At 69.3% G+C, this 20,877-nt stretch carries 17 protein-coding genes; 4 read left to right on the forward strand and 13 right to left on the reverse strand.

Annotation, left to right across the window (positions count from 1 at the left end; translation table 11 throughout):
• Positions 1–97 precede the first annotated feature (97 nt).
• The 10 genes from ABNF93_RS12525 to ABNF93_RS12570 all read right to left on the reverse strand — a co-directional run bounded on the left by ABNF93_RS12525 (position 98) and on the right by ABNF93_RS12570 (position 11,023).
• Positions 98–1,294, reverse strand: a complete 1,197-nt coding sequence (locus ABNF93_RS12525; protein WP_349328140.1) for an acyl-CoA dehydrogenase family protein — start codon at positions 1,292–1,294, stop codon at positions 98–100.
• An 89-nt stretch (positions 1,295–1,383) separates the two neighbouring features.
• The gene (locus tag ABNF93_RS12530) at positions 1,384–2,382 is read right to left on the reverse strand and encodes a sialidase family protein (protein ID WP_349328141.1); all 999 of its coding nucleotides are present in this window, start codon (positions 2,380–2,382) and stop codon (positions 1,384–1,386) included.
• Between the two features lie 104 nt (positions 2,383–2,486).
• The gene (gene rlmB, locus ABNF93_RS12535; protein WP_349328142.1) at positions 2,487–3,479 is read right to left on the reverse strand and encodes a 23S rRNA (guanosine(2251)-2'-O)-methyltransferase RlmB; all 993 of its coding nucleotides are present in this window, start codon (positions 3,477–3,479) and stop codon (positions 2,487–2,489) included.
• A gap of 90 nt (positions 3,480–3,569) precedes the next feature.
• The gene (gene cysS / locus ABNF93_RS12540; protein ID WP_349328143.1) at positions 3,570–5,033 is read right to left on the reverse strand and encodes a cysteine--tRNA ligase; all 1,464 of its coding nucleotides are present in this window, start codon (positions 5,031–5,033) and stop codon (positions 3,570–3,572) included.
• 33 nt (positions 5,034–5,066) lie between these two features.
• Positions 5,067–6,923 carry a M48 family metalloprotease gene (locus tag ABNF93_RS12545; RefSeq protein ID WP_349328144.1) on the reverse strand — a complete coding sequence of 619 codons (1,857 nt, stop codon included), beginning with the start codon at positions 6,921–6,923 and terminating at the stop codon, positions 5,067–5,069.
• A 131-nt stretch (positions 6,924–7,054) separates the two neighbouring features.
• Positions 7,055–8,137 (reverse strand): DUF2207 domain-containing protein, encoded by a 1,083-nt coding sequence (locus ABNF93_RS12550; protein ID WP_349328145.1) that lies wholly within the window; start codon positions 8,135–8,137, stop codon positions 7,055–7,057.
• A 54-nt stretch (positions 8,138–8,191) separates the two neighbouring features.
• Positions 8,192–8,680, reverse strand: a complete 489-nt coding sequence (ispF, locus tag ABNF93_RS12555) for a 2-C-methyl-D-erythritol 2,4-cyclodiphosphate synthase (protein WP_349328146.1) — start codon at positions 8,678–8,680, stop codon at positions 8,192–8,194.
• Between the two features lie 26 nt (positions 8,681–8,706).
• Positions 8,707–9,420 carry a 2-C-methyl-D-erythritol 4-phosphate cytidylyltransferase gene (ispD, locus tag ABNF93_RS12560; RefSeq protein WP_349328147.1) on the reverse strand — a complete coding sequence of 238 codons (714 nt, stop codon included), beginning with the start codon at positions 9,418–9,420 and terminating at the stop codon, positions 8,707–8,709.
• Between the two features lie 129 nt (positions 9,421–9,549).
• Complete coding sequence (locus ABNF93_RS12565; protein WP_349328148.1) at positions 9,550–10,035, reverse strand: CarD family transcriptional regulator; 486 nt, start codon at positions 10,033–10,035, stop codon at positions 9,550–9,552.
• Positions 10,036–10,237: 202 nt separating this feature from the next.
• Complete coding sequence (locus ABNF93_RS12570; RefSeq protein WP_349328149.1) at positions 10,238–11,023, reverse strand: phytanoyl-CoA dioxygenase family protein; 786 nt, start codon at positions 11,021–11,023, stop codon at positions 10,238–10,240.
• Positions 11,024–11,116: 93 nt separating this feature from the next.
• On the opposite strand from ABNF93_RS12570, the gene ABNF93_RS12575 reads away from it, so the two are divergent.
• Positions 11,117–12,019, forward strand: a complete 903-nt coding sequence (locus tag ABNF93_RS12575) for a helix-turn-helix domain-containing protein (protein ID WP_349328150.1) — start codon at positions 11,117–11,119, stop codon at positions 12,017–12,019.
• Between the two features lie 111 nt (positions 12,020–12,130).
• On the forward strand, positions 12,131–12,667 hold the full coding sequence (locus tag ABNF93_RS12580; RefSeq protein WP_349328151.1) for a hypothetical protein: 537 nt from the start codon (positions 12,131–12,133) through the stop codon (positions 12,665–12,667).
• A gap of 34 nt (positions 12,668–12,701) precedes the next feature.
• Here the strand turns inward: ABNF93_RS12580 and ABNF93_RS12585 are convergent, their stop codons facing one another.
• On the reverse strand, positions 12,702–13,382 hold the full coding sequence (locus ABNF93_RS12585; protein ID WP_349328152.1) for a response regulator: 681 nt from the start codon (positions 13,380–13,382) through the stop codon (positions 12,702–12,704).
• Complete coding sequence (locus ABNF93_RS12590; protein ID WP_349328153.1) at positions 13,379–14,686, reverse strand: sensor histidine kinase; 1,308 nt, start codon at positions 14,684–14,686, stop codon at positions 13,379–13,381. The genes ABNF93_RS12585 and ABNF93_RS12590 overlap by 4 nt, the downstream gene beginning before the upstream one ends.
• Before the next feature lie 135 nt (positions 14,687–14,821).
• Here ABNF93_RS12590 and phoU point away from each other — a divergent pair, with 135 nt between their 5' ends.
• Together phoU and ABNF93_RS12600 are read left to right on the forward strand one after the other, a co-directional pair.
• A complete protein-coding gene (phoU, locus tag ABNF93_RS12595; protein WP_349328154.1) occupies positions 14,822–15,475 on the forward strand; it encodes a phosphate signaling complex protein PhoU in 654 nt (217 codons plus the stop codon).
• Between the two features lie 77 nt (positions 15,476–15,552).
• Positions 15,553–16,005 (forward strand): ribosomal protein L7/L12, encoded by a 453-nt coding sequence (locus ABNF93_RS12600; RefSeq protein ID WP_349328155.1) that lies wholly within the window; start codon positions 15,553–15,555, stop codon positions 16,003–16,005.
• Between the two features lie 99 nt (positions 16,006–16,104).
• Here ABNF93_RS12600 and ABNF93_RS12605 read toward each other — a convergent pair whose 3' ends face one another.
• Positions 16,105–19,836 carry an ABC transporter ATP-binding protein gene (locus ABNF93_RS12605; RefSeq protein WP_349328156.1) on the reverse strand — a complete coding sequence of 1,244 codons (3,732 nt, stop codon included), beginning with the start codon at positions 19,834–19,836 and terminating at the stop codon, positions 16,105–16,107.
• Positions 19,837–20,877 lie beyond the last annotated feature (1,041 nt).

Below are 20,877 nucleotides of genomic sequence, written 5' to 3' on the forward strand. Positions count from 1 at the left end.
AAGGCATGTTTGGGCAACCCGCATGACCTGCCGCCGCGCCCGCAGAAGCCCCGACGTGAGAGGACTATCGCTTTGCGTGGCGGGTGCGCTCCGGTGCTCAGCGGGCAAGGTCGCGGGCGATCACGACACGTTGGATCTGGTTGGTCCCTTCGAAAATCTGCAGGACCTTTGCCTCGCGCATGAACCTCTCCACCGGAAAGTCGTGCGTATATCCGTACCCGCCAAGCACCTGAACGGAGTCTGTGGTCACTTTCATGGCGGCATCGGTGGCGACCAGTTTGGCGATAGCGGCCTGCGTACTGTAGGCCAGTCCACGGTCGCGGCGCCGCGCCGCATCGAGATAGGTCGCCCGGGCACTGTGCACGGCAGCCGCCATTTCGGCCAACAGAAATCCCAAGCCCTGAAAGGAAATCACCGGCTTGCCGAACTGTTCGCGTTGCTTCGCCCACTCCACGGCGGTGTCAAGGGCGGCTTGCGCGAGCCCGACCGCGCAGGCGGCGATACCCAGCCGGCCGCTGTCCAGGGCCGCGAGTGCGATCTTCAGGCCATCGCCTTCGGCACCGATCCGTCGCGCGGCGGGGACGCGTACCCCGTCCCAATGGACCGTGGTGGTCGGGGAGGCCGTGAGTCCCATCTTGTGTTCCGGAGCGCCGAAGGACAGCCCCTCGACGCCCGCGTCGACCACGAAGCAGCTGATTCCCTTCCTACGATCCGCCGATGTACGCGCGAACAACGTGTAGAACTCCGCCTCACCGCCATGGGTGGTCCAGGCCTTCGTCCCGTCGACGAGGTAGTCCGACCCAGCAGCCGAAGAGCCGCTGGCGTCGCTGGCGTCGCCATCCTCGATACGCCCATCAGGGCGCACCGCTCGGGTGGTCATGGCACTCACGTCGGAACCGGCCTGGGGTTCGGACAGACAGTAGGCGCCCAGCACTTCGCCGGACAGAAACCGGGGAAGGAGCTCGGCCCGCTGCTCCGGCGTTCCCGCCGCCAGCAACGGGGAACACGCGAGGGAATGCACGGACACGCCGACAGCGACACTGAGCCAGGCGTACGCCAACTCCTCCAGCACCTGCAGGTAGACCTCGTACGGCTGGGCGCCGCCGCCGTACTCCTCCGGAAACGTCAACGACAGCAGGCCGGAGCCTCCGAGCAGCCGGAACACTTCACGCGGGAACTTCGCCGCCGCTTCGGCCTCCGACACGGCCGGTGCCAGCTCCTGCGTGGCGATCTCCCGGACCAGTGCCAGGAGGTCGTTGGCCTCGCTGGTGGGGAGCAGGCGTTCGGTCCGCATCGGTCCTCCGCGACATTACCGACAGTCCGGCGTGGGGCACGTCGATCGAACGGGCGCGGGGTCAACCCGCGCCTCACCTGCGTACTCTGTCACGGACTCGCCGGTTCGGCATCGAGATCGACGCGTGCACAGGCGATGCCGCGCCGCCGCCAGGTGTAGGTGGTCACGACCCCTTCCGTGTCCGCCGCCACGGCGGGATAGGAGAACTCACCGTCAAGGGGCGGTTGCTCGTCCTCGATCACAGCGTCCCGCACCCAGCTGGTGCCGTTGTCGGTGGAGCTCGCGACCACCAGAGGCGTACGCGGACCGGACGGCACTCCGACCGGGTTGTGCACGCACACCAGCCGGCCGTCGTCGAGGCGTACGAGGTCGAGACCGCTGTTGTTGTTGGGCAGCGCCGTCGTCACCGCCGGGCTCCAGGTGTGACCACCGTTGGTCGAGTCGCTCCGGCACGCCCAGCCGCAGGTGCTTCGCAGCAGCATGTGCACCACGCCGGGTGCTGACTCCCACAGCGTCGGTTGGATGACTCCCTTGCCGGGAAAGGTCGCGTGGTCGAGTGGCACGAGCCGGCTCGGCCGCCAACTGCGTCCTTCGTCGTACGACAGATCGACGAACGCGTCCCAGGTGTGTTCACGTTCGATGGAGGCCGGTGCCACCCATGATCCGTCGGCGAGCACGATCGGCTTGTTCTTCACCGGACCACGGCCGCCGACATCGCCGGCGACGAGATCGCGCGGCTCACTCCAGGTGTAACCGTCATCGGTCGACCGGATGACCCTCGTGTACCACGCCGGGATCCGGTGCCCCACCTTGTAGAACAAGGAGATCTCGGCGCTGCCAGGTGCCCGGAAAAGCACCGGGTTCCAGTGTGGGAGGTCAGGCTCGTCGGCCACCTTGACCGGGCGGGACCAGCCGCGCCCCGGCGCCCTGCGGGCGAGCCAGATCGCCACATCACCCGCGCCCTCTCTGCTGCCGCCGAACCACGCGGCGAGAAGCCGGCGCTCGCCGAGCGGGAGGACGGTCGAGGCATGGCACTCCCGAAACCTCGGGTCGTCGACGACCACGAACTCCTTGCTGACCCGTGCCACCCGGGAGCTCCTCCGTGTTCAGTGGGCGGTCCCGTTTCCTGCTACCTCGATGAGCGTTCCTGTGGTGGTCCCCAGGATTGTTCCGTGCGCTGCGACGATGCGCGTCAGCGGAGGCCGCGGCGCCGGGCGACCTCGTAGAGCGCGATTCCCGTGGCGACCCCGGCGTTGAGCGATTCGGCGTCCTGTCCGATCGGGATCCGCGCCAGCTGGTCGCACGTCTCGCGGACCAACCGCGACAACCCTCGCCCCTCTGAGCCCGCCACCAGGACGACCGGCTCGGCCAGCTCCTTGACCTCGGCCATCGTCACGTCTCCGTCGGCGGCCAGACCGACCACCATCAGACCCTCCTGCTGGTACGCACGAAGAGCCCGGGTGAGGTTCACCACCCGGGCCACCGGCACGCGCAGCGCGGCACCTGCCGACGCCTTCCAGGCCGAGGCGGTCATCGCGGCGGACCGGCGTTCGGGCACCACCACACCGTGCGCACCGAAGGCCGCGGCCGAACGAACGACCGCACCGAGGTTGCGCGGGTCGGTGACACCGTCGAGCGCAACCAGCAACGGCGGCCGGCCACTGTCAAGGGCACCTTGCAGCAGGTCGTCGGCGTCGGCGTAAGCGTACGGCGGAACCTGCACGGCGACGCCCTGGTGTACCGCACCGCTGGTCAGCCGGTCGAGTTCGGTACGGGTCACCTCGGACAACGGCAGGCCCTTGTCCACCGCGAGGCGGAGGATCTCCCGGACCCGATCGTCGCGGTCGATGCGTTCGGCGATGTGCACGGACCTGACCGGAACGCCGGCCCGCAGCACCTCGGCAACCGGGTTGCGGCCCACGATCCATTCGGCCCGCTCACCCGCACCGGAACGCCGACCCGGACCCGAGTCGGGCCGCCGACCCGAGCCACGTGCACCGGCGCCCTTCCCGGCCGCCTTCGTCGCCTGGGCACGCTTGTACGCCTTGTGGTACGGACGATTCTCCGCCTTGGGTGTCGGGCCCTTGCCTTCGAGGCCGCGCTTTCGCCGACCGCCCGAGCCGGCCGTCGGGTTGCCGGAGGCGCGCTTGCGGACCGCGCCCCGGCGCCTGTCGTTACCGGGCACGGCATCCTCCGCAGGATCGGGACGGCGAGTTGTGGGAGGAATGTCGCCTTCTACAGCGACGAACCTCCAACAAGGCGAGGTCGGGCACGTTCACTCGCTCTCCGGCGGCTGGCTCGCCACCTGCTGACTCGCCACCCGGTGGCTGGCGACACTCCAGCGCGCACCGTGCGGAGTGTCGGTCACGTCGATCCCGGCGGCGCGCAGGCGGTCGCGGACGGCATCGGCGGCCGCCCAGTCCTTGCGGGCCCGGGCCTGCTCACGCTCGTCCAGCAACGCCCGCACGAGCACGTCGACCGCGGACCGCAGCGACTCGTCCGCACCGCCGGTCTCCCGCCAGCGCGGGTCCATCGGGTCGAGACCCAGGACCGACAGCATGGAACGTACCTCGACCAGCCGCGCCAGCACCGCCTCCTTGTCGTCGGCGGCGAGCGCGGAGTTGCCTTCGCGGACGGCGTTGTAGACCACGGCGAGCGCCTGCGGAACGCCCAGGTCGTCGTCCATCGCCGCCGTGAACGCCCCGGGCACCGCAGGCCGGTCGTCGATCGGAGCCGCACCCACCGACTCGCCGACGAACTCCACGGCGTGCAGGACGAAGCTCTCCAACCGCTGGTAACCCGCGGCCGCCTCCTGCAGGGCCTCCTCGGAGTACTCCACCATCGAGCGGTAGTGCGGCTGCGCGAGGTAGAACCGCAGCTCCACCGGCCGGACCCTTCGGACGACCTCGGAGACGAGGACGGAGTTGGGCAGCGACTTGCTCATCTTCTCCCCGGCCGCCGTCACCCAGGCGTTGTGCAGCCAGTAGCGGGCGAACGGGTCACCCGCCGCCTGGGACTGGGCACGTTCGTTCTCGTGGTGGGGGAACACCAGGTCGAGACCGCCGCCGTGGATGTCGAACTCCGGCCCGAGGTACTTCGTCGACATCGCCGAGCACTCGATGTGCCAGCCCGGCCGGCCCGGACCCCACGGGGTGTCCCACGACGGCTCGCCGGGCTTCGCGCCCTTCCACAGCGCGAAGTCGTGGGGGTCGCGTTTGGCCTCGACGTTCTCGGTGTCACCCGCCGGCTGGACCTCGTCGATCCGCTGACCCGACAGCGCGCCGTAGTCGGCGAACGACCGCACGTCGAACAGCACGTCACCGCCACTCGCGTAGGCGTGCCCGGCGTCGATCAGCCGCTGGATCAGCGCGATGATCTCCGGGATGTGGCCCGTCGCCCGCGGCTCCAGCGTGGCCGGGAGGCAGCCGAGCAGGTCGTACGCCTCGGAGAACGCGCGCTCGTTCCGGTAGGCGAGCTCCCACCACGGCGTCTTCTCGAGCGCCGCCTTGGCGAGGACCTTGTCCTCGATATCGGTGACGTTGCGGATATATGCGACGTCCATGCCCTGGTGCAGCAGCCAGCGACGGAGCAGATCGAAGTCGACGGCGAACCGCACGTGTCCGGCGTGGGGCGGGCTCTGTACGGTGGCGCCACAGACGTACATCGTGACCTTGCCGGGCTGTCGCGGCTCGAAGTCAAGGATCGCACGCGTGCGCGTGTCGTACAGGCGCAGGTTCATGTCGCCCAGGGTACCCAGGGGGCGCCCCGTCGATCATGCTCGGCCGGCCTCAGCCGTGCGCGCGCCGAGATTCTGCATCACCTGCCGAAGCGTGTCGCTGGACTTGCCGAGCTCCTCCCCGGAGAGGGTCTCCTGGATGTCGTACGTCGACCCGTTGTGCAGCGCCAGGGCCGCTTTGAGCGGCATCATCCGGTGCATGGTCGCCGAAGCGATCTCCTCGAACGGGATCCAGAGGTTCTCCGGCCGCGCCGCCAGCTGGGCGACGGGCTGACTTCCGACGAGCTCTGTCAACCGCTTCTTGCCTTGGTCGGTCGCCTTGGGGCAGGGGGTGAAGACCAGTCCCTCGTCGGTGATGAGGAGATCCATGCTGTCCTTGCCGACCTTGACGTTGGCCATCGCACCGACGACATTGGCGCCGCTGGCGTCGGCCCGTGCCTGCCGTGGCGCCGCCAGCGCGATGTCGATGCCGACTTTGCGCAGCCACGCCCGCACCCGGGTGGCGCCGTTCGGGCCGGACTCGAGGGTCTCCAGGACCGCTTTGATGTCGAACTCCTCGCCGTCGGCGAACAGCAACCGGGGCGAGCGGTCCCACCGATGCTCCACCCGGACCATCCCACTGCGAATCGCCGCGATGGTGAACACCGAGACCAGGCCACCCTGCGGTGCGTTGGCCTGCACCATCAGGTCGTAGAGCTCGCCGAACCTATCCGCCTCGGCGGCCCGCAGGATCGTCTCGAACGACTCGGGCGTACGACCGGTCACCCGCGACAACGCGCGGTACATGCCGTCCGCGCGCCGCTGCTCGGCGGCGAGGACACCCTGCGCGGTGTACGACGACCAGTCGAGCAGCTGGCGGTCACCGAAGTCGAGGACCGCCTCCTCCAGTTCCACCATCAGGCGTTCGATCCCGGCGAGCATCCGCCAGGCCGGCCGCGGGTCGGTGTGTGTCCCGATCTCCGGCGCGCCCTGCAGGGCGGCGATCCGCTCCGGCGTCGACGGGTGGCTGTCCCAGCGCGACGTCCGCTCGTCGAGCTCCTCGCCCCGCAGCCGGGACAGCTCGCCGTGCCGAGCCTGCAGCATCCGCGGGAAACCAGCGAACACCCCACGCGGGGCGATGCCGTAGTCGAGCGCCCACGTCACGTAGTTCTTCAGGTAGAAGTTCCACGCGGCGAGCAGGACCGGCAGCTCCCGCAGCGCGGTCTGGATCGCGTGTCTGCCGGCGACCGCGGCCGCCGCCTGGTCGGCCTCCAGCTCCTGCTGCCGGCTGACGGTGTTCTCCACCAGGAAGTACAGCCGCGCGTACAGCTCGAAGACCTTACGGACGATCGTCCGGGTGATGCCCCCGTCGCGCAGCTGCTCGATCGTCCGGCCGATCGTGATCCGGCCGCGGTAGTTGATCTCGCCGAGCCTGGTGTGGGCGTGGGAGTAGTGGCCCAGCTCGTGGCCGAGGATCGCGCGCATCTGGTCGGCGTTCATCGTGAGCAACAGCGGCAACCCGATCAGCATGTAGCGCCGGCCGCTGCGCAGACCGAGGAGCGACGCGTCCTCGGTGACGGCGGCGTTGACCTCGGGTACCAGCCAGATCTCGTCCGGCGGACCGGTGACGACCCGTTCCGACAGGTCCCGCACCATCGCCCACAGGTGCGGCTGGTCACGTTCGTGCAGTGGCACGCCGTGTGGCGTGAACGGGGGACGCTTCAGCGCCTTGACCAAGCCGACCACGATCGCGGCGGCGGCGGCGAGGAGTGCGAGGACGATCTGCGTACCGCCGTTCGCGTGCGTCGCGATGTAGTACGCCGCGAACGCGAATCCCCCGATCACCGCGAACGCCAGAACGTAGAACCCCGCCAGCATCGAGACCGCGACCGCTGCGCGCCACCCGGTAGTCATCTGTCTCCTGCCTCCCTCCCGGCGGCGAGAGTAGCGGGTTCTTCACGTCGTACGCCCGAGTGTGTCCATAGTCGAGGGCGGCTGGCTACCTCCGATCAGCCGACTGTGACCAACGTGCTGGCCGGGTACATCTAGAGTCGCAACCGGCGTGAGGTCGAGATCGCGCCCGACAGCGTAGTGACGAACGCGTCCAACGAGTCAGGTACGTCGATCCGGTGCCACATCTGCGGCGGGTCGTACCACTGCAGGCCGGCGTCGGGATCGCCCGGCCGTCCCGAAGCCGCGAAGATGCGCGCCCAACGGTCGAGCAGGCCGAACACCAGGGCGTACGGAAGGATCCGCGCGACCAGCTCCGCCCGCGACGTGTCCGGAAGTTCGGAGCCGGGCGCCAGTTCGAGGTAGCCGCGCAGGTCGTGCAACTGGCTCAGCAGGGCGCTGCCGCGCGCGGTTCTCGCCGGTGCCACCACGCCGCCCCACGCGAGGATCCCGCCGGCGAGCACGACACCGAGCCCGACCAGACCCAGGCCGGCGTACCCCAGTCCGACGGTGGCCACCAGACCGACCAGGGAAAGCACCCCACCCGCCGTCGTCCAGGGCGAACGCACCGCGTCCGGGCGCTGCCGGAACCAGCCCTTCGCGTGGACATCGGCGTAGAGCTGCTCCTGCATCTGGCGCAGGCCGTCGGCGAACCGTCCCGCCAACGCCGAGACCGCGACGCTGCGCGTGCCGTTGTCCCTGCGGATGTGCCGATCGTCGCCGGGGCCGCCCAGGAGCAGGGCGAGGAGGACCCGTTCGTACGGCGCGAGATCGCCCTCGCCACTCTCCGGCGTACGGCGGATCACCCAGTCCGGCCGGCGATAAGGGGACGGGCGTGGCAGCTCCTCGATCACCACGTGACCACGGACCGCGAGGTCCAGCACGGTCGCCACGATGTCGACGACGTCGGCGCTCTCGTCGACGACCGTGCCCAGCTGGCCCGGTCGGACCCCGTCCGGGGGAACGAAGCACACCTCGCCCGACGGCTCCTCGCTGATCGGGTGGTACGCAGGACGCCGCGGCACCCGGGCGTCTCGCCCGCTGGTCCACCACAAGGCCAGCACGGCGCCCCCGGCGACGGCGAGGACGATGAGCAGGAGGCTGACCGACACCGGGGTCACGGAGAAAGCGTGCGCGAGTGGTCCGCCATCGTCGAGCGGTTGGTCGGGCCCCCTCATGCGCACACAGTAGTGTCCGCGCCCAGTGCCCGGCGCCCTCGTCGGACTAGGTGACTAGCTGGCCGCCGGCAGGACCAGCGCGGTGGCGAACGCGGCGAGACCTTCGCCGCGACCGGTGAACCCGAGCCCGTCGGTCGTCGTCGCCGAGACCGTCACCGTGGCACCACAGGCGGCACTGAGGACCTGGCAGGCCTCCTCCCGGCGCGACCCGATCCGGGGTCGTACGCCAATGACCTGCACCGCGACATTCCCCACCCGCCACCCCGCTGCCCGCACCCGGCCGGCCATCTCGGCGAGCAGGTCGGCGCCCCGGGCATCGGCCCACGCCGGATCCGAGGTCCCGATCTGGCTGCCCAGGTCGCCCAGCCCGGCGGCGGACAGCAGCGCGTCGCAGCAGGCGTGCGCGGCTACGTCACCGTCGGAGTGACCGGCCAGGCCGAGTTCCTCGTCGGGCCACTCCAGCCCGGCCACCCACATCGGCCGGCCGGCAGCGAACGCATGAACGTCGACGCCGATCCCCACCCTGGGCAGACCGTCGCTCACGTCTGGATCCTTCCCACGCCCGTGCGTCAGCGGGCGCCGTCGGCTCGTCGTCGGGCCAGGAGGGCCTCCGCCAGCACCAGGTCGAGCGGCCGGGTCACCTTGAACGCCTCCTCCGAACCAGGAATCGCCGTCACCGCGATACCGAGGCGTTCGACGAGGCCGGCGTCGTCGGTGATCGCGCCGAGTTCCTCGGCGGAGGCCTCCGCGGCCCAGGCGTGCGCCTTCGCCAACACCGCCCGGCGGAACCCCTGCGGTGTCTGGACCGCCCGCAACTGGCTGCGGTCGGGAGTGCGTAGGACCGTGTCGGCGGCGACCTCCTTGACCGTGTCGGTGAGAGGGACGACCGGCACACACGCGTCGGCACGTTGCCGGACGGTGGACGCGACGGCCTCGACGAGTTCCGGCGGCGCCAGCGGGCGCGCGGCGTCGTGGACGAGCACGACATCGACGTCGGCCGGCAACGCGGCGAGCGCGCGACCGACGGAGCCGTGTCGGGATTCCCCACCCCGCACCACCTCGACGTCGGCGCCCCACTCGAAATCGGCCAGCAGGCGTTCGACCGCCGGGACATCGGGACCAGGCGCGGCCACCACGACGAGCGAAACACCCCGGGCCCGCGCCAACGCGCGGACGGCGTGGACGAGCAACGGGGCACCGCCCAACAGGCGAAGCGCCTTGGGACGGCCAGGACCCAGGCGTTCACCACGCCCGGCGGCAGGAACGATCGCGGCGGTTCTCATGGCATCACTGACAAGGAAAGGGTCAAGGGCGCCGACTGGCGAGGAATGGAAGGAAGGGAACGAGCGACAGGGCGGAAGGGCAGCTCATCGGCCCCGACCTCGAAAGGCCGGGGCCGATGCGGACGAACCTCAGGAGGCGAGTACCTCGTCGAGAAGCGTCTCGGCCTTGTCCTCGTTGGTGTTCTCGGCGAGCGCGAGCTCGGAGACGAGGATCTGACGAGCCTTGGCGAGCATGCGCTTCTCACCCGCGGACAGGCCGCGGTCACGCTCCCGGCGCCAGAGGTCACGGACAACCTCGGCCACCTTGATAACGTCGCCCGAGGCGAGCTTCTCCAGGTTGGCTTTGTAGCGTCGCGACCAGTTGGTCGGCTCCTCCGTGTGTGGCGCGCGCAGGACTTCGAAGACCTTCTCGAGCCCGTCCTGACCGACCACGTCGCGAACCCCGACCAGGTCTACGTTGTCTGCAGGGACACGGACGACGAGATCGCTTTGGGCCACAATGCGGAGAACTAGATACGTTTTGTCCTCGCCCTTGACCTTGCGGATCTCGATGTCATCGATGACGGCCGCCCCATGATGGGGGTACACCACTGTCTCGCCGACCTTGAAAGTCATATGTCAGGTACCCCTTCCTTGGTGACAAGGGTAACACGGGGCGATCGGGACGCCCTCGACGTTTCCGCAGGTCAGGGCCGGGATGTGGGCTTGACAAGAAGCCGATCATCGTGTTCACGCAGGTGAACGAGTCCGCTTGACGACTCCGTCACGGTCTCGCGGGCCGACTTGGCCGCGGCCATGGCGGCGACTCGGCGACGGCTTACGACCACTCCTCACAGCCGGCGAACGGCAGGTGCTTGCCCGCCACGTACCGCGGTCGCGGCTGGTACGGATTGACCCCCGGCTCACCCCGCAGGTGGAACGCGCTCGCCCACGGCGGGTCATCGGTCACGATCCTTGTCGTGGTGGGGATGTAGCGGATGGTGAGGCCACACCGGCGATGCGGCGACGTGTTCGCGTTGCTCCCATGGACGATGTGCGGATGGTGGACCTCGACGTCACCTGGTTCGAGGATCACGTCCACGGCCGCGTCCTCGTCGATGTCGACCGCGATCTCCTTGCCCAGAACGCTTTCCACCTCGGTGTTGTCGCGCATGCCCGCCACGTCGAGCTTGTGGGTTCCCGGCACGAGGCGTACGCAACCGTTCTCCGGCGTGGACGGGTCGGCCGCGAGCCACAACGTCACCACCCGCATGGGTTCCAGCGGCCAGAAGGCACCGTCCTGGTGCCAGAGCACGGGCTGGCCGGAGTACGCCGGCTTGCAGATGTAGTGCGAGGCGAACAACGCGATGTCCGGGCCGATGAACATCTGGGCGATGTCGAGCAACCTGTCGTCTGCGATGAGGCGTACCCAGAACGGGTCGTCGCGCATGAGCACGTGGCCGAGGTTCTCGGGGCGCAGCTCGGGATTGCGGGCCTGCAGCCAGTCGACGTGGGCGTGTACTTCGTTGATCAGATCCGCGTCGATGACCTTGCGGAAGATGGCGTAGCCGGTCTCGTCGTAGCGCTGGATGATCTCGTGATCTTCGGTCGCCTGAAGGCTCACCGGCACATCCCTCCTCGAGTCGTGACCTTCATCGTCGGGCGACCGAAAGCCGACCGATAGCACTCATCGTGCAGAAATATGTAATCTCTTGATATGCCAGCCTCGACCGTGCTCCGCTTCGAGGCCCACGCCCTCGGCCGGCCCTACCACGCCGCACACGTCCGGCTGGGTCCACGGGCGGCCCTGACCGGCCCGCACCGGCACGCGGACTTCTACGAGCTCATGAGCGTGGTCGACGGCCGCGGCGAACAGCACCTCGAGACCGGGACTCAACCGCTCGCGCCGGGTGACATCGTTCTCATCCGGCCACACGACGAGCACGCCATCGCCGGCCGGACCTCTGGTGGGCTGGGGTTCGTCAACGTCGCCTTTCCCGCCGACGCCTGGCGGGCGTTCGTCGACCTCAGCCACGCCGATCCGTACGGCGCGTGGGACCGGCGGGCACAACCGCCCCTCGTGTCACTGACCGGCGAGCAGGCGACGGTGATGCGTACGTCGTTCGACCGGGCGCTCGCCCGCTTCCATGACGCGCCGACGATGCGCGACCTCGTACGTTTCTGGTCCGAGGTCGTCGATCTCCTCTGTGCCGGCGGCGCCATGGGAGCCGGCAGCGGCGGCGGGGTTGGTGACGGCGAGAGCGGTGCTCTCGAACCCGGCACCCGACCAGGCTGGCTGGTGCGCGCCCGGGCCGCCATGCGACGGGAGTCCAACCTTCGCGGCGGAGTACCCCGGCTGCTCGAACTGGCGGGGGTGAGCCCGGCGCACCTGTCCCGCACGATGCGCGGGCACTACGACACGTCGCCGACCCGGTTCGTCTCCGACCTCCGGCTCGAACGCGCCTGCACCTGGCTCGCCACGACGGACCTCACGGTGACCGAGATCGCCCACCGGTGCGGCTTCGCCAGCCAGTCGTACTTCACCCGCCGGTTCCGACAGGCCGAGGGCCTCTCCCCCCGGGAGTTCCGGGCACGGGCGCGGCGGGCGTTCGTTCCGTGAAAACACCGCGACTGAGCGTGGGCGCGCCGGGATCAGCTCCGGTCGGCGCCGGTGTTTCCCCGATACGCTGGCGAGCGCTCCGGGTGCGAGCCGACGAGGGGGAGCGCCACCGTGCAGTCAGCAAGAAGTAGCCGTCCTGGCCTGGGCCGTAGCCTGGCCGCCGCCGGCCTGATCGCCGTGATCCTGCCCGCGCTCGCGCTCGCCGGTTGCGAGGCCAGCATCGGAGCGGAGACGCAGGACCCATACACACCAGGCCAGGGAGTGCACGCCGACACCGACGAACTCCGGCTCCGGGGCGTCGTCGCCGTCTCGGCGGTCGACGGGAGCGCCACGCTCGTCGGCACGATCCTCAACCAGAGCTCCGTCGACGACGCGCTGGAGACCGTACGGTTCCGTGGCGGCCGGACCACGCTCGGCCGGTCCCCCCTGCCGCTGCGGGGCCGGGGTATCCGCGTGCTGGGCGTCGACACCAGTCAGGGGAAGGCGACGCCCGCCACGCTGTCCGGGCGAGCCGTACGGGCCGGTGTGGTCGTGCCGCTGACGTTCGACTTCCGACGGGCCGGAACGGTGACACTCAACGTCCTCGTGGTGAGCCGTGAGGGGCCGTTCGCCACGGTGCCGGCGCCGTCGAAGCCAGCAACTCCCTAGCAAGCCGTCCGACCGTGGAACGCGGCCGGGTCGGCTAGACCTCGAACTTGTAGCCGAGCCCGCGCACTGTCACCAGGTGCCGGGGCGCCGACGGGTCCGGCTCGATCTTGGCCCGCAGCCGCTTCACATGGACGTCGAGCGTCTTCGTGTCGCCCACGTAGTCAGCGCCCCACACCCGGTCGATGAGCTGGCCCCGGGTCAGCACCCGTCCGGTGTTGCGGAGGAACATCTCCAGCAGCTCGAACTCCTTCAACGGCAGGCGTACGTCCCCACCGCCGACCGTGACGACGTGCCGCTCGACGTCCATGCGTACCGGCCCACCTTCGAGCACGGCCTGGATGATCTCGCCGACCTCCATGCCGCGGCGGAGAACGGCGCGGATCCGCGCGACCAGCTCCCGCGGGCTGAACGGCTTCGTCACGTAGTCGTCGGCGCCCAGCTCGAGGCCCACCACCTTGTCGACCTCGGTGTCCTTCGCGGTCACCATGATCACCGGTACGTTGGAACGGCGCCGCAGCTCCCGACACACCTCGGTGCCCGGCACCCCCGGCAGCATCAGGTCGAGCAGCACGATGTCGGCACCACCGCGCTCGAACTCCTCGATCGCGACGATGCCGTCACCGGCGAGCGCGACCTCGAAACCTTCTTTGCGAAGCATGTACGAGAGCGCATCGCTGTAGCTCTCCTCGTCTTCGACGACGAGAACACGAGTCACCGGGTTGCCTCCTTCTGGCGTACGTCAGTTGCCTCGGACTGGGGCTTGGGTTGGGACTCGGATTGGGGCTCGGGCTGGGCGGCCTGCGCCGGCAGCAGCGTCCCGGTCATGCCAGAGTCGCCGGTCATGCCAGAGTCGCCGCTCGTGGCGGTGTCGCCGCGCAGCGGCAGCCGGATCGTGAAGGTGGAGCCTTCGCCCTCCACACTCCAGACCGCGATGGCACCACCGTGGCTGGCGGCGACGTGCTTGACGATGGACAGGCCAAGCCCGGTGCCACCGGTTGCCCGGCTCCGTGCCCGGTCGACCCGGTAGAAGCGTTCGAACACCCGGTCGAGCTCCTGCTGCGGGATGCCCACACCCTGGTCGCTCACGGCGAGCTCCACGAAACCGGCCGAGCCTTCCGGATCATGGTCGTCCGGCGCGCTGTGGCGGACGTCGACGACGACCCGGGAGTGTTCCGGGCTGTAGCCGACCGCGTTCTCGACGAGGTTGCCGACCGCGATCACCAACTGCTGCATGCTGCCGGAGACGTGGAGGTCGCGAACGCCGGCATGGACAAGCTCGATGTGCTTGGCCTGGGCGTCGACCCGGCACCGGTCGAGGGCGGCGTCGACGACGTCGTCGAGCGCTATGGCCGCGGCTTCCTCCACCGGGTCGTCGGCCTGGACCCGGGACAGCTCGATGATCTGCTGGACCAGCCGGGTCAGCCGGTCGCTCTCGATCTGCATCCGACCGGCGAACCGGTGTACGGCGTCCGGGTCGTCGGCCGCGTGCTGGACGGCCTCCGCCAGCAGGGTCAGGGCGCCGATGGGGGTCTTGAGCTCGTGGCTCACGTTGGCTACGAAGTCGCGGCGGATGGAGTCGATTCGGCGCTCCTTGGTGTGGTCCTCGACCAGGATCAGGATCAGCTCGCTGCCCACCGGGGCGACCCGGGCGGAGACGGACAGGACGTTGTGGCCGAACCGGCCACGCGGAATCTCCAGGTCACACTGCCGGATTTCGCCATCCCTGCGGACTTTGCGTACGAGGTCGAGCAGTTCCCCGGTCACGATCCGGGTGCCCCGGACCAGTCCGAAAGACCGCGCGGGGGCGCTGGCATGGCGTACGTCGTCCTGCGGGCCCACCACGACCGCGGCCGAACGCAGAACCGCGAGGACCTTGGCCACATCGGGCGGAATGGGAGGGTCAGGACGCTCGGGGGCACGGGCCTGGGCGCGTTCGGAGAACCGGAACGAGAACGCGGCCACACCACCGATGGCAAGGCCGACCAGGCCGCCGAGCAGGGCGGCAAGCGTCGCGTCCACAGCTCCCGATGGTAGGCGGCCGGCGGGGAAGTGTGCGCCCCCAGCCGGGTGGGGCACCGGTCCGACGGCCAGAGTTCACCGCGTGTTCAGGCTGGTCGTTCGCTCGGTGACCCGCTATCACTTACGGTGTTCGGCATGCGCGAGGCATTCCACGAGCAACTCCAGCACCTGAACGACCGGCTCGTCCAGATGGCGGGACTGGTGGAGACGGCGGTCCGCGAGGGCACCGCCGCGCTCCTCGAGGCCGACGCCCGGAAAGCCGAGAAGGTGATCGCGGCCGACGCGGAGATCGACCGGCTCCAGGCGCTCGTGGAGGAACAGACGTTCGAACAGCTGGCGCTCCAGCAGCCGGTGGCGAGCGACCTCCGCGCCCTCGTCGCGGCACTGCGGATGGTCGCCGACCTCGAGCGCATGGGCGACCTGGCCGAGCACGTCGCGAAGATCGCCAGGATGCGTTACCCGGAGTGCGCGATCCCGGACGAGCTCAAGGAGACCATCGCTCGGATGGGTGCGGTCGCCGAACGCATGGTGGGCAAGGTCTCCGCCACCGTGCGCGGCTCCGACGTGGCCCGCGCGGTCGACCTGGTGGGCGAGGACGACGAGATGGACCAGCTGCGGCGGGAGCTGTTCACGAAGATGCTCGACGCGTCGTGGCCGCACGGAGTAGCCGCTGCCGTCGACATCGCGCTCCTCGGGCGCTACTACGAACGGATCGCCGACCACTCGGTCTCGATGGCCCGCCGGGTGATCTACCTCGTCACCGGCGACGTGCCCGCGCGTACGCCCTGAACGGCCTCGCCACTTCGTGTGAAGGCGACCCGCACAGGGCGGAATCGGTCGGGCAGGAAGGTCGCTAGCATCGCCGGGTGGACGGCGTACTGATCTTCTGCGGCATCGTGGCCATCTGCTTCCTGGTGGGCGTCCTTTCCTGGCGGAAGCGTCCGAAGGCACGTGACGTGCTGTCGGTTCCGGTCGAGCCGGCGGCCCTGGACACCGTGCTCCGGCTGCTGCTCCAGAACAAGAAGATCATGGCGATCAAGGAGCTCCGAGTGGCGACCGGCCTCGGCCTTGCGGAGGCGAAGTCCCTCGCCGAGGCGATCCAGCGTGGCCACCGTCCGCCTTCCGCCGAAGGCCAGGTGGTGCCGGTCGAGGCTGACCAGCCGCACCAGGGGCAGCCCGCGACGACCGGAACCCCGGACCTCGCCGAGCGTGCCCGCGCCCTACGCGTCGTCGGCCGCGAGACCGAGGCCATCCGGCTGGTCTGCGACGAGACCGGGATGGGCATCCTCGACTCACAGAAGTTCGTCCGCGCCCTCTAGGACCCTTCGGGCCTCAGCCCGCCCCGGCCGAGCCTTGTCGGAGGTATCTCACCCTGAAGACGAGATACCTCCGACAAGAAGACGTCGGTCCTGGCGTCGCTACGACACGGCGGCGAGGCGGGTGGACTGGAAGTCGGCCGTGTCCTGGTCGGCGATGACCTGGCCGTCGTGCACGGTGACGACCCGGTCAACCCACCGCAGGGTCTGCGGTCGGTGGGCGATGACGATCGTCGTACGACCGGCCGCCGCGCTGCGCATCGCCTGCTCCACCCGGCGTTCGGACTTGAGGTCCAGGTGGGACGTCGCCTCGTCGAGCACCAGCACCCGCGGATCCAGCACCAGCGCGCGGGCCAGACAGAGCAGCTGCCGCTGCCCGGCCGAGAGCGACTTGCCCCGCTCCTGCACCTCGTGCAGGTAACCACCGTCCAGCTGCGCGATGAACTCGTGCGCGCCGACGGCCCGGGCGGCCGCCTCCACGAGTTCGTCGGAAGCGTCCGGCGTTCCGTAGGCGATGTTGTCGCGAATGGTTCGCGAGAACAGGAACGGTTCCTGCGGTACGTACCCGATCGACTGCCGGTAGGCCGACGGGTCGAACCGCGTCACCGGCGTACCGTCCACCTCGACCTGCCCGTCGGTCGCGTCGTAGAACCGGGTGATCACCTTGGCGATCGTCGACTTGCCGGCACCGGTCTGGCCGACGAAGGCGACCCGTTCGCCCGCGCCGATCCGCAGATCCGCCGAACGCAGGGCGGGCTTGCGGGTGCCGTTGTACTGCAGGGTGACGCCCCGCAGCTCGATGTCGCCGGTGAGTTCACCGACCTCCTCCGGCTGCTCCGGCCGCGGCACGCTGACCTCCTCGGCGAGCAGGGCGGAGATCCTTGTGACCCCGGTCTTCGCCCGCTGGTACACGTCGAAGACCGTCGCCATCTGCTGGATCGGCGCGAACGCGAGCGCCAGGTAGAGCAGGAACGGCAGCAACTCCGCCACCTCCAGCTCGCCCGCCGAGATGAGCCGCCAACCGACGAGCAGCGTCGCCGCCACGGTGAGTCCGGCCAGCACCTCGATGAACGCGACGTACGCGGCGGTGGCGCGGTTGCTCGTCGCCCGCGCGTCGTACTGCTGCTTGGCAAGGCCCCGGAAGTGCGCGAGGTTCGCCGCCTCACGACGGAAGGCCTGCGTCACCGGCAGCACGGCGAGCGTCTCGTGCAGATAGGTGTTGAGCGCGGAGTTGAGTTCCCGTGCTCTTTCGTACGCCGGACCGACGATGCGGCGGTACTTGATCGTCGCGACGGTCGCCGGCGGGATCACCGCCAACACCACCAACGCCAGCGTCGGGTTGAGCACCAGCAACACCACGGTCATCCCGGTGAACGTCACGATCGCGACGAGCGCGTTGGTGAGTCCCGCCTGGATCAGCTCCGCGACGGCGTTGACGTCGGAGGTGAGCCGGGTCATGATCCGGCCGGCATGCGTACGGTCGTAGTAGTCCATCCCGAGCCGCTGCAGATGGGCGAAGAGCCTTATCCGCAAGGCGTACAGAATGCGTTCGGTCGTCCGTGACGTCACCAGGTGGGTTGCCCAGACGTCGCAACCGGAGATCAGCGCGACGATTCCGAACACCCCGCAGGTGAGGAACAGGAACGTCAACGACTTGTTGTCGAGGGCCTGTTCCAGGCCGTTCTGCACCAGGAGCGGACCGGCGAGGACGGCGAGCGCGTCGACGAGCAACAGCGCGAGCCCGAACAGGATCGGCCAGCGCTGCGGACGCACCATCTGCCACAGCTTGAACCCCTCGTGGCGGGTCGACTCGTGCAGGACGTCGATGCCGGGGCGTTCGGTGGCGACCGGCAGCTGCGCGAGCGCCGCGAGGAGCTCGGGCGAGACAGGATCGCCGACCCTTGCCCGAACGGGATCGACCTGCTGCTCGGCCGGCTGCCATGCTTGCGCGGTCACGGCCGCCTCGCCGTCGGCAAGCTCGGGTTGACGCGGCTCGGTGTCGTGGTCGGCGTGGTCCGGCATCTCCGACATCAACGCCCGGTAGAGACTCGACCGCTCCACCAACTCGTCGTGCGTACCCTCGTCGACGACCTTGCCGCCGTCGACGAGCACCACCCGGTCGGCCAGTTGGACAGTCGACTCACGGTAGGCCACGACGATGACGGTGCGACCCGCGACGATCTCCTGCATGGCATCGAGAATCCGGCGTTCGACATGCACGTCCACCGCGGACGTCGCGTCGTCGAGAACCAGGACGTCCGCGTCGGCGAGCAGCGCCCGGGCGAGCGCGATCCGCTGCCGCTGCCCACCGGACAGGCTGAGCCCCTCCTGGCCGACCTCGGTGTCGTAGCCCTCGGAGAGGCCGACGATGAAGTCGTGGATGGCCGCGATCTTCGCGACCTTCTCGACCTCCTCGTCCGTCGCATCCGATCGGCCGTACGCGATGTTGTCGCGGATCGACCCCGACAACAGCATCGCCTCGTCGAAGACCATGCTGACCCGCCGGCGCACCTCGGGAAGGCTCAGGTCGCGGACGTCGACACCATCGAGGAGCACCCGGCCGGCGCTGGCGTCCCGCAACCTCGGTACGAGCTGCAGGGCCGTCGACTTGCCCGAGCCGGTGGGCCCGACGATCGCGACCGACTCGCCAGGGAGTACGTCGAGGCAGAGCTCGTCCAGCGCCCGCGGCCCGTCGGGATAGGTGAACGACACGTGGTCGAACGACACGAACGCCCCGCGCTGGTCGGCCGGCTCCTCCGTTCGTCGGGCGACCTGCTGGTCGGCTCCGCGCGCAGCCGCGGGCCCGTTGGCATCCGCCACGACGGTGCCGTTCCCCATGCCGCCACGGCGGGGACCGCGACCCTGGATGTCACAGTCGGACTTCCGGGTGTCCACCTCCGGCTGGACGGCGAACACCTCGGCGATCCGTTCCGTCCCCGATCGCGCGCGAGGCACCAGCGTCAGCACCATCGCCAGCATCCGCGCCGAACCATTGAGATCGGCCAGGTACGCAAGAAACGCGAAGAACGTACCGACCGTCACATGCCCGTGGAGGGCGAGCCATCCCCCGAGGGCGAGGACCAGGACCTGTCCGGCGAGGGGGGATGCCTGCAGCGTCGCGAGCAAGGGCGCCCGCTGACGGATCGCCCGGACCCGGGACCGGAACATCCCGGTGAGCGACTCGACGAACCGTTCGTGCTCAGCCTTCTCCTGGCCGAATCCCTTCACGACCCGGACGCCGGTGATCGCTTCTTCGGCGACGGTCGTCATGTCCGCTTCGCGCTGCTGGGCGTCCCATGATGCCGCGTACACCCGCATGTGCAGGCGCCTGGCGATGACGACCAACGCGATGAGGACGCCGCACAACACCAACGCCAGCAGGGGCGAGAGCGTCGCCATGATGAACAGCGCCAGCACCACCTGCAGCACGGTGCCGAGCACGGGCGGCAACAGGCCTACCGCCTGCTGGATGAGGACGAGGTCGGAGTTGACCCGGGAGACCAGCTGGCCGCTCTGCATGCGTTCGTGCGCGGCCGCGTCCAGCCGCTGCAGGTGGGCGTAGAGGTCGTCACGGATGTCGTTCTGGACATGGATGCTCAGCCGGCCGCCGGTCTCGCGCCAGAACCCACTGGCGACGGCACGTAGCAGCACCATGGACACCAGTGCGGCGACCCAGGGCAGCACCGGCTTGCTGTGCTCGATGATCGCGTCGTCGACCACGATCTTCTGCAGGAGGGGGGCGGTGACGAGCGCCGCCGTCCAGAGAGTGGCGGCAATCAGGGACACCGCGACAAGTCGCCTGTGCCGGCCGAGATAGGGAGACAACCAGCGCATCCAGCCCTTGCCCGCGGTTTCCCCTCCATTGGTTGGGGATTCCGGCGTACGCACAGCCAGTTGGTGCGGGTTGCGCGGCGAGGGCAGGTTGGGTCTAGGGCGGGTTCGTGGTCTGGAACCTGAGGTAAACACGGTGTTCTTTCCCGCCGACGGCGGCGGAGATCTGGGACAGGCGATTGTCACGGCGCGCGGCACCCCCGCCGTCAGCGAGTGGTCCGAAGCCGAGCGTGTGCAGGGAGATCGCCGGTCAGGTGCGGTGGATGGGCACGTTTCCACATCGACGGATCGCCGTTCCGCCAGGTGTTCTCCACCACGTCTCCGGACGCGGCCCACCGGCCCGGCCACATGGCCAGAGGTATCTCGCCCAAGGACGAGAGAACTCGGACAACGTGGCGCCTGGCATGGTGAACCGGCCGGACCGATCAGTTCGCCGAAGCTAGGAACGATCGCCGGGTCTTTTGAGAACCGATGGAAGGACGAGTGCCGTCAGGCGGACGTGCCGCCGAGCCCCGCTCCTGACCTGACCTCGCCACACCCACTCAATGGATGCGCGCGCCAGGCACCTCCTGTCACAGGCGCGACGGGAAGAAGTACGCGGGAATGCGCGGGTAGTGATGGACTGCGGGTCGACCGACGGGAATCCTACGAAGCGTCCGGAGTGACGCTGACATGGCGCGCACGCACCTCATGCTGCTGGTGGTTTCGAACAAGACCTAGCTGGCGGAAAGCCGAAGTGGACTGCATCGTCCGTACGCATCGAGGTTAACCGCGCCCATCGGTGATCGCGACCGGCTTTCACATGATGGACGTTGTAAACCTCGAAGGGGTTCAGGCCGCCAGACGCGACCTTGCGGCCGGTCCGGAGGCCCGCCCCTCCCCGGCCCTCATGACCGACAACGTCTCACCTCGATCACCGGTTGCGGAGACTTGCGAAGATTCTGAGATTCCTCACCCGGGAAGGCGCGCCCTCGGGGGCCGGCGAATGACCACGCTGCCCATGTCTGTGGTCGAGCGCGAGGCATCGGCACCCGTCCCTGCTAC

This window comes from Actinopolymorpha sp. B9G3, assembly GCF_040120725.1.
GTDB lineage: Bacteria > Actinomycetota > Actinomycetes > Propionibacteriales > Actinopolymorphaceae > Thermasporomyces.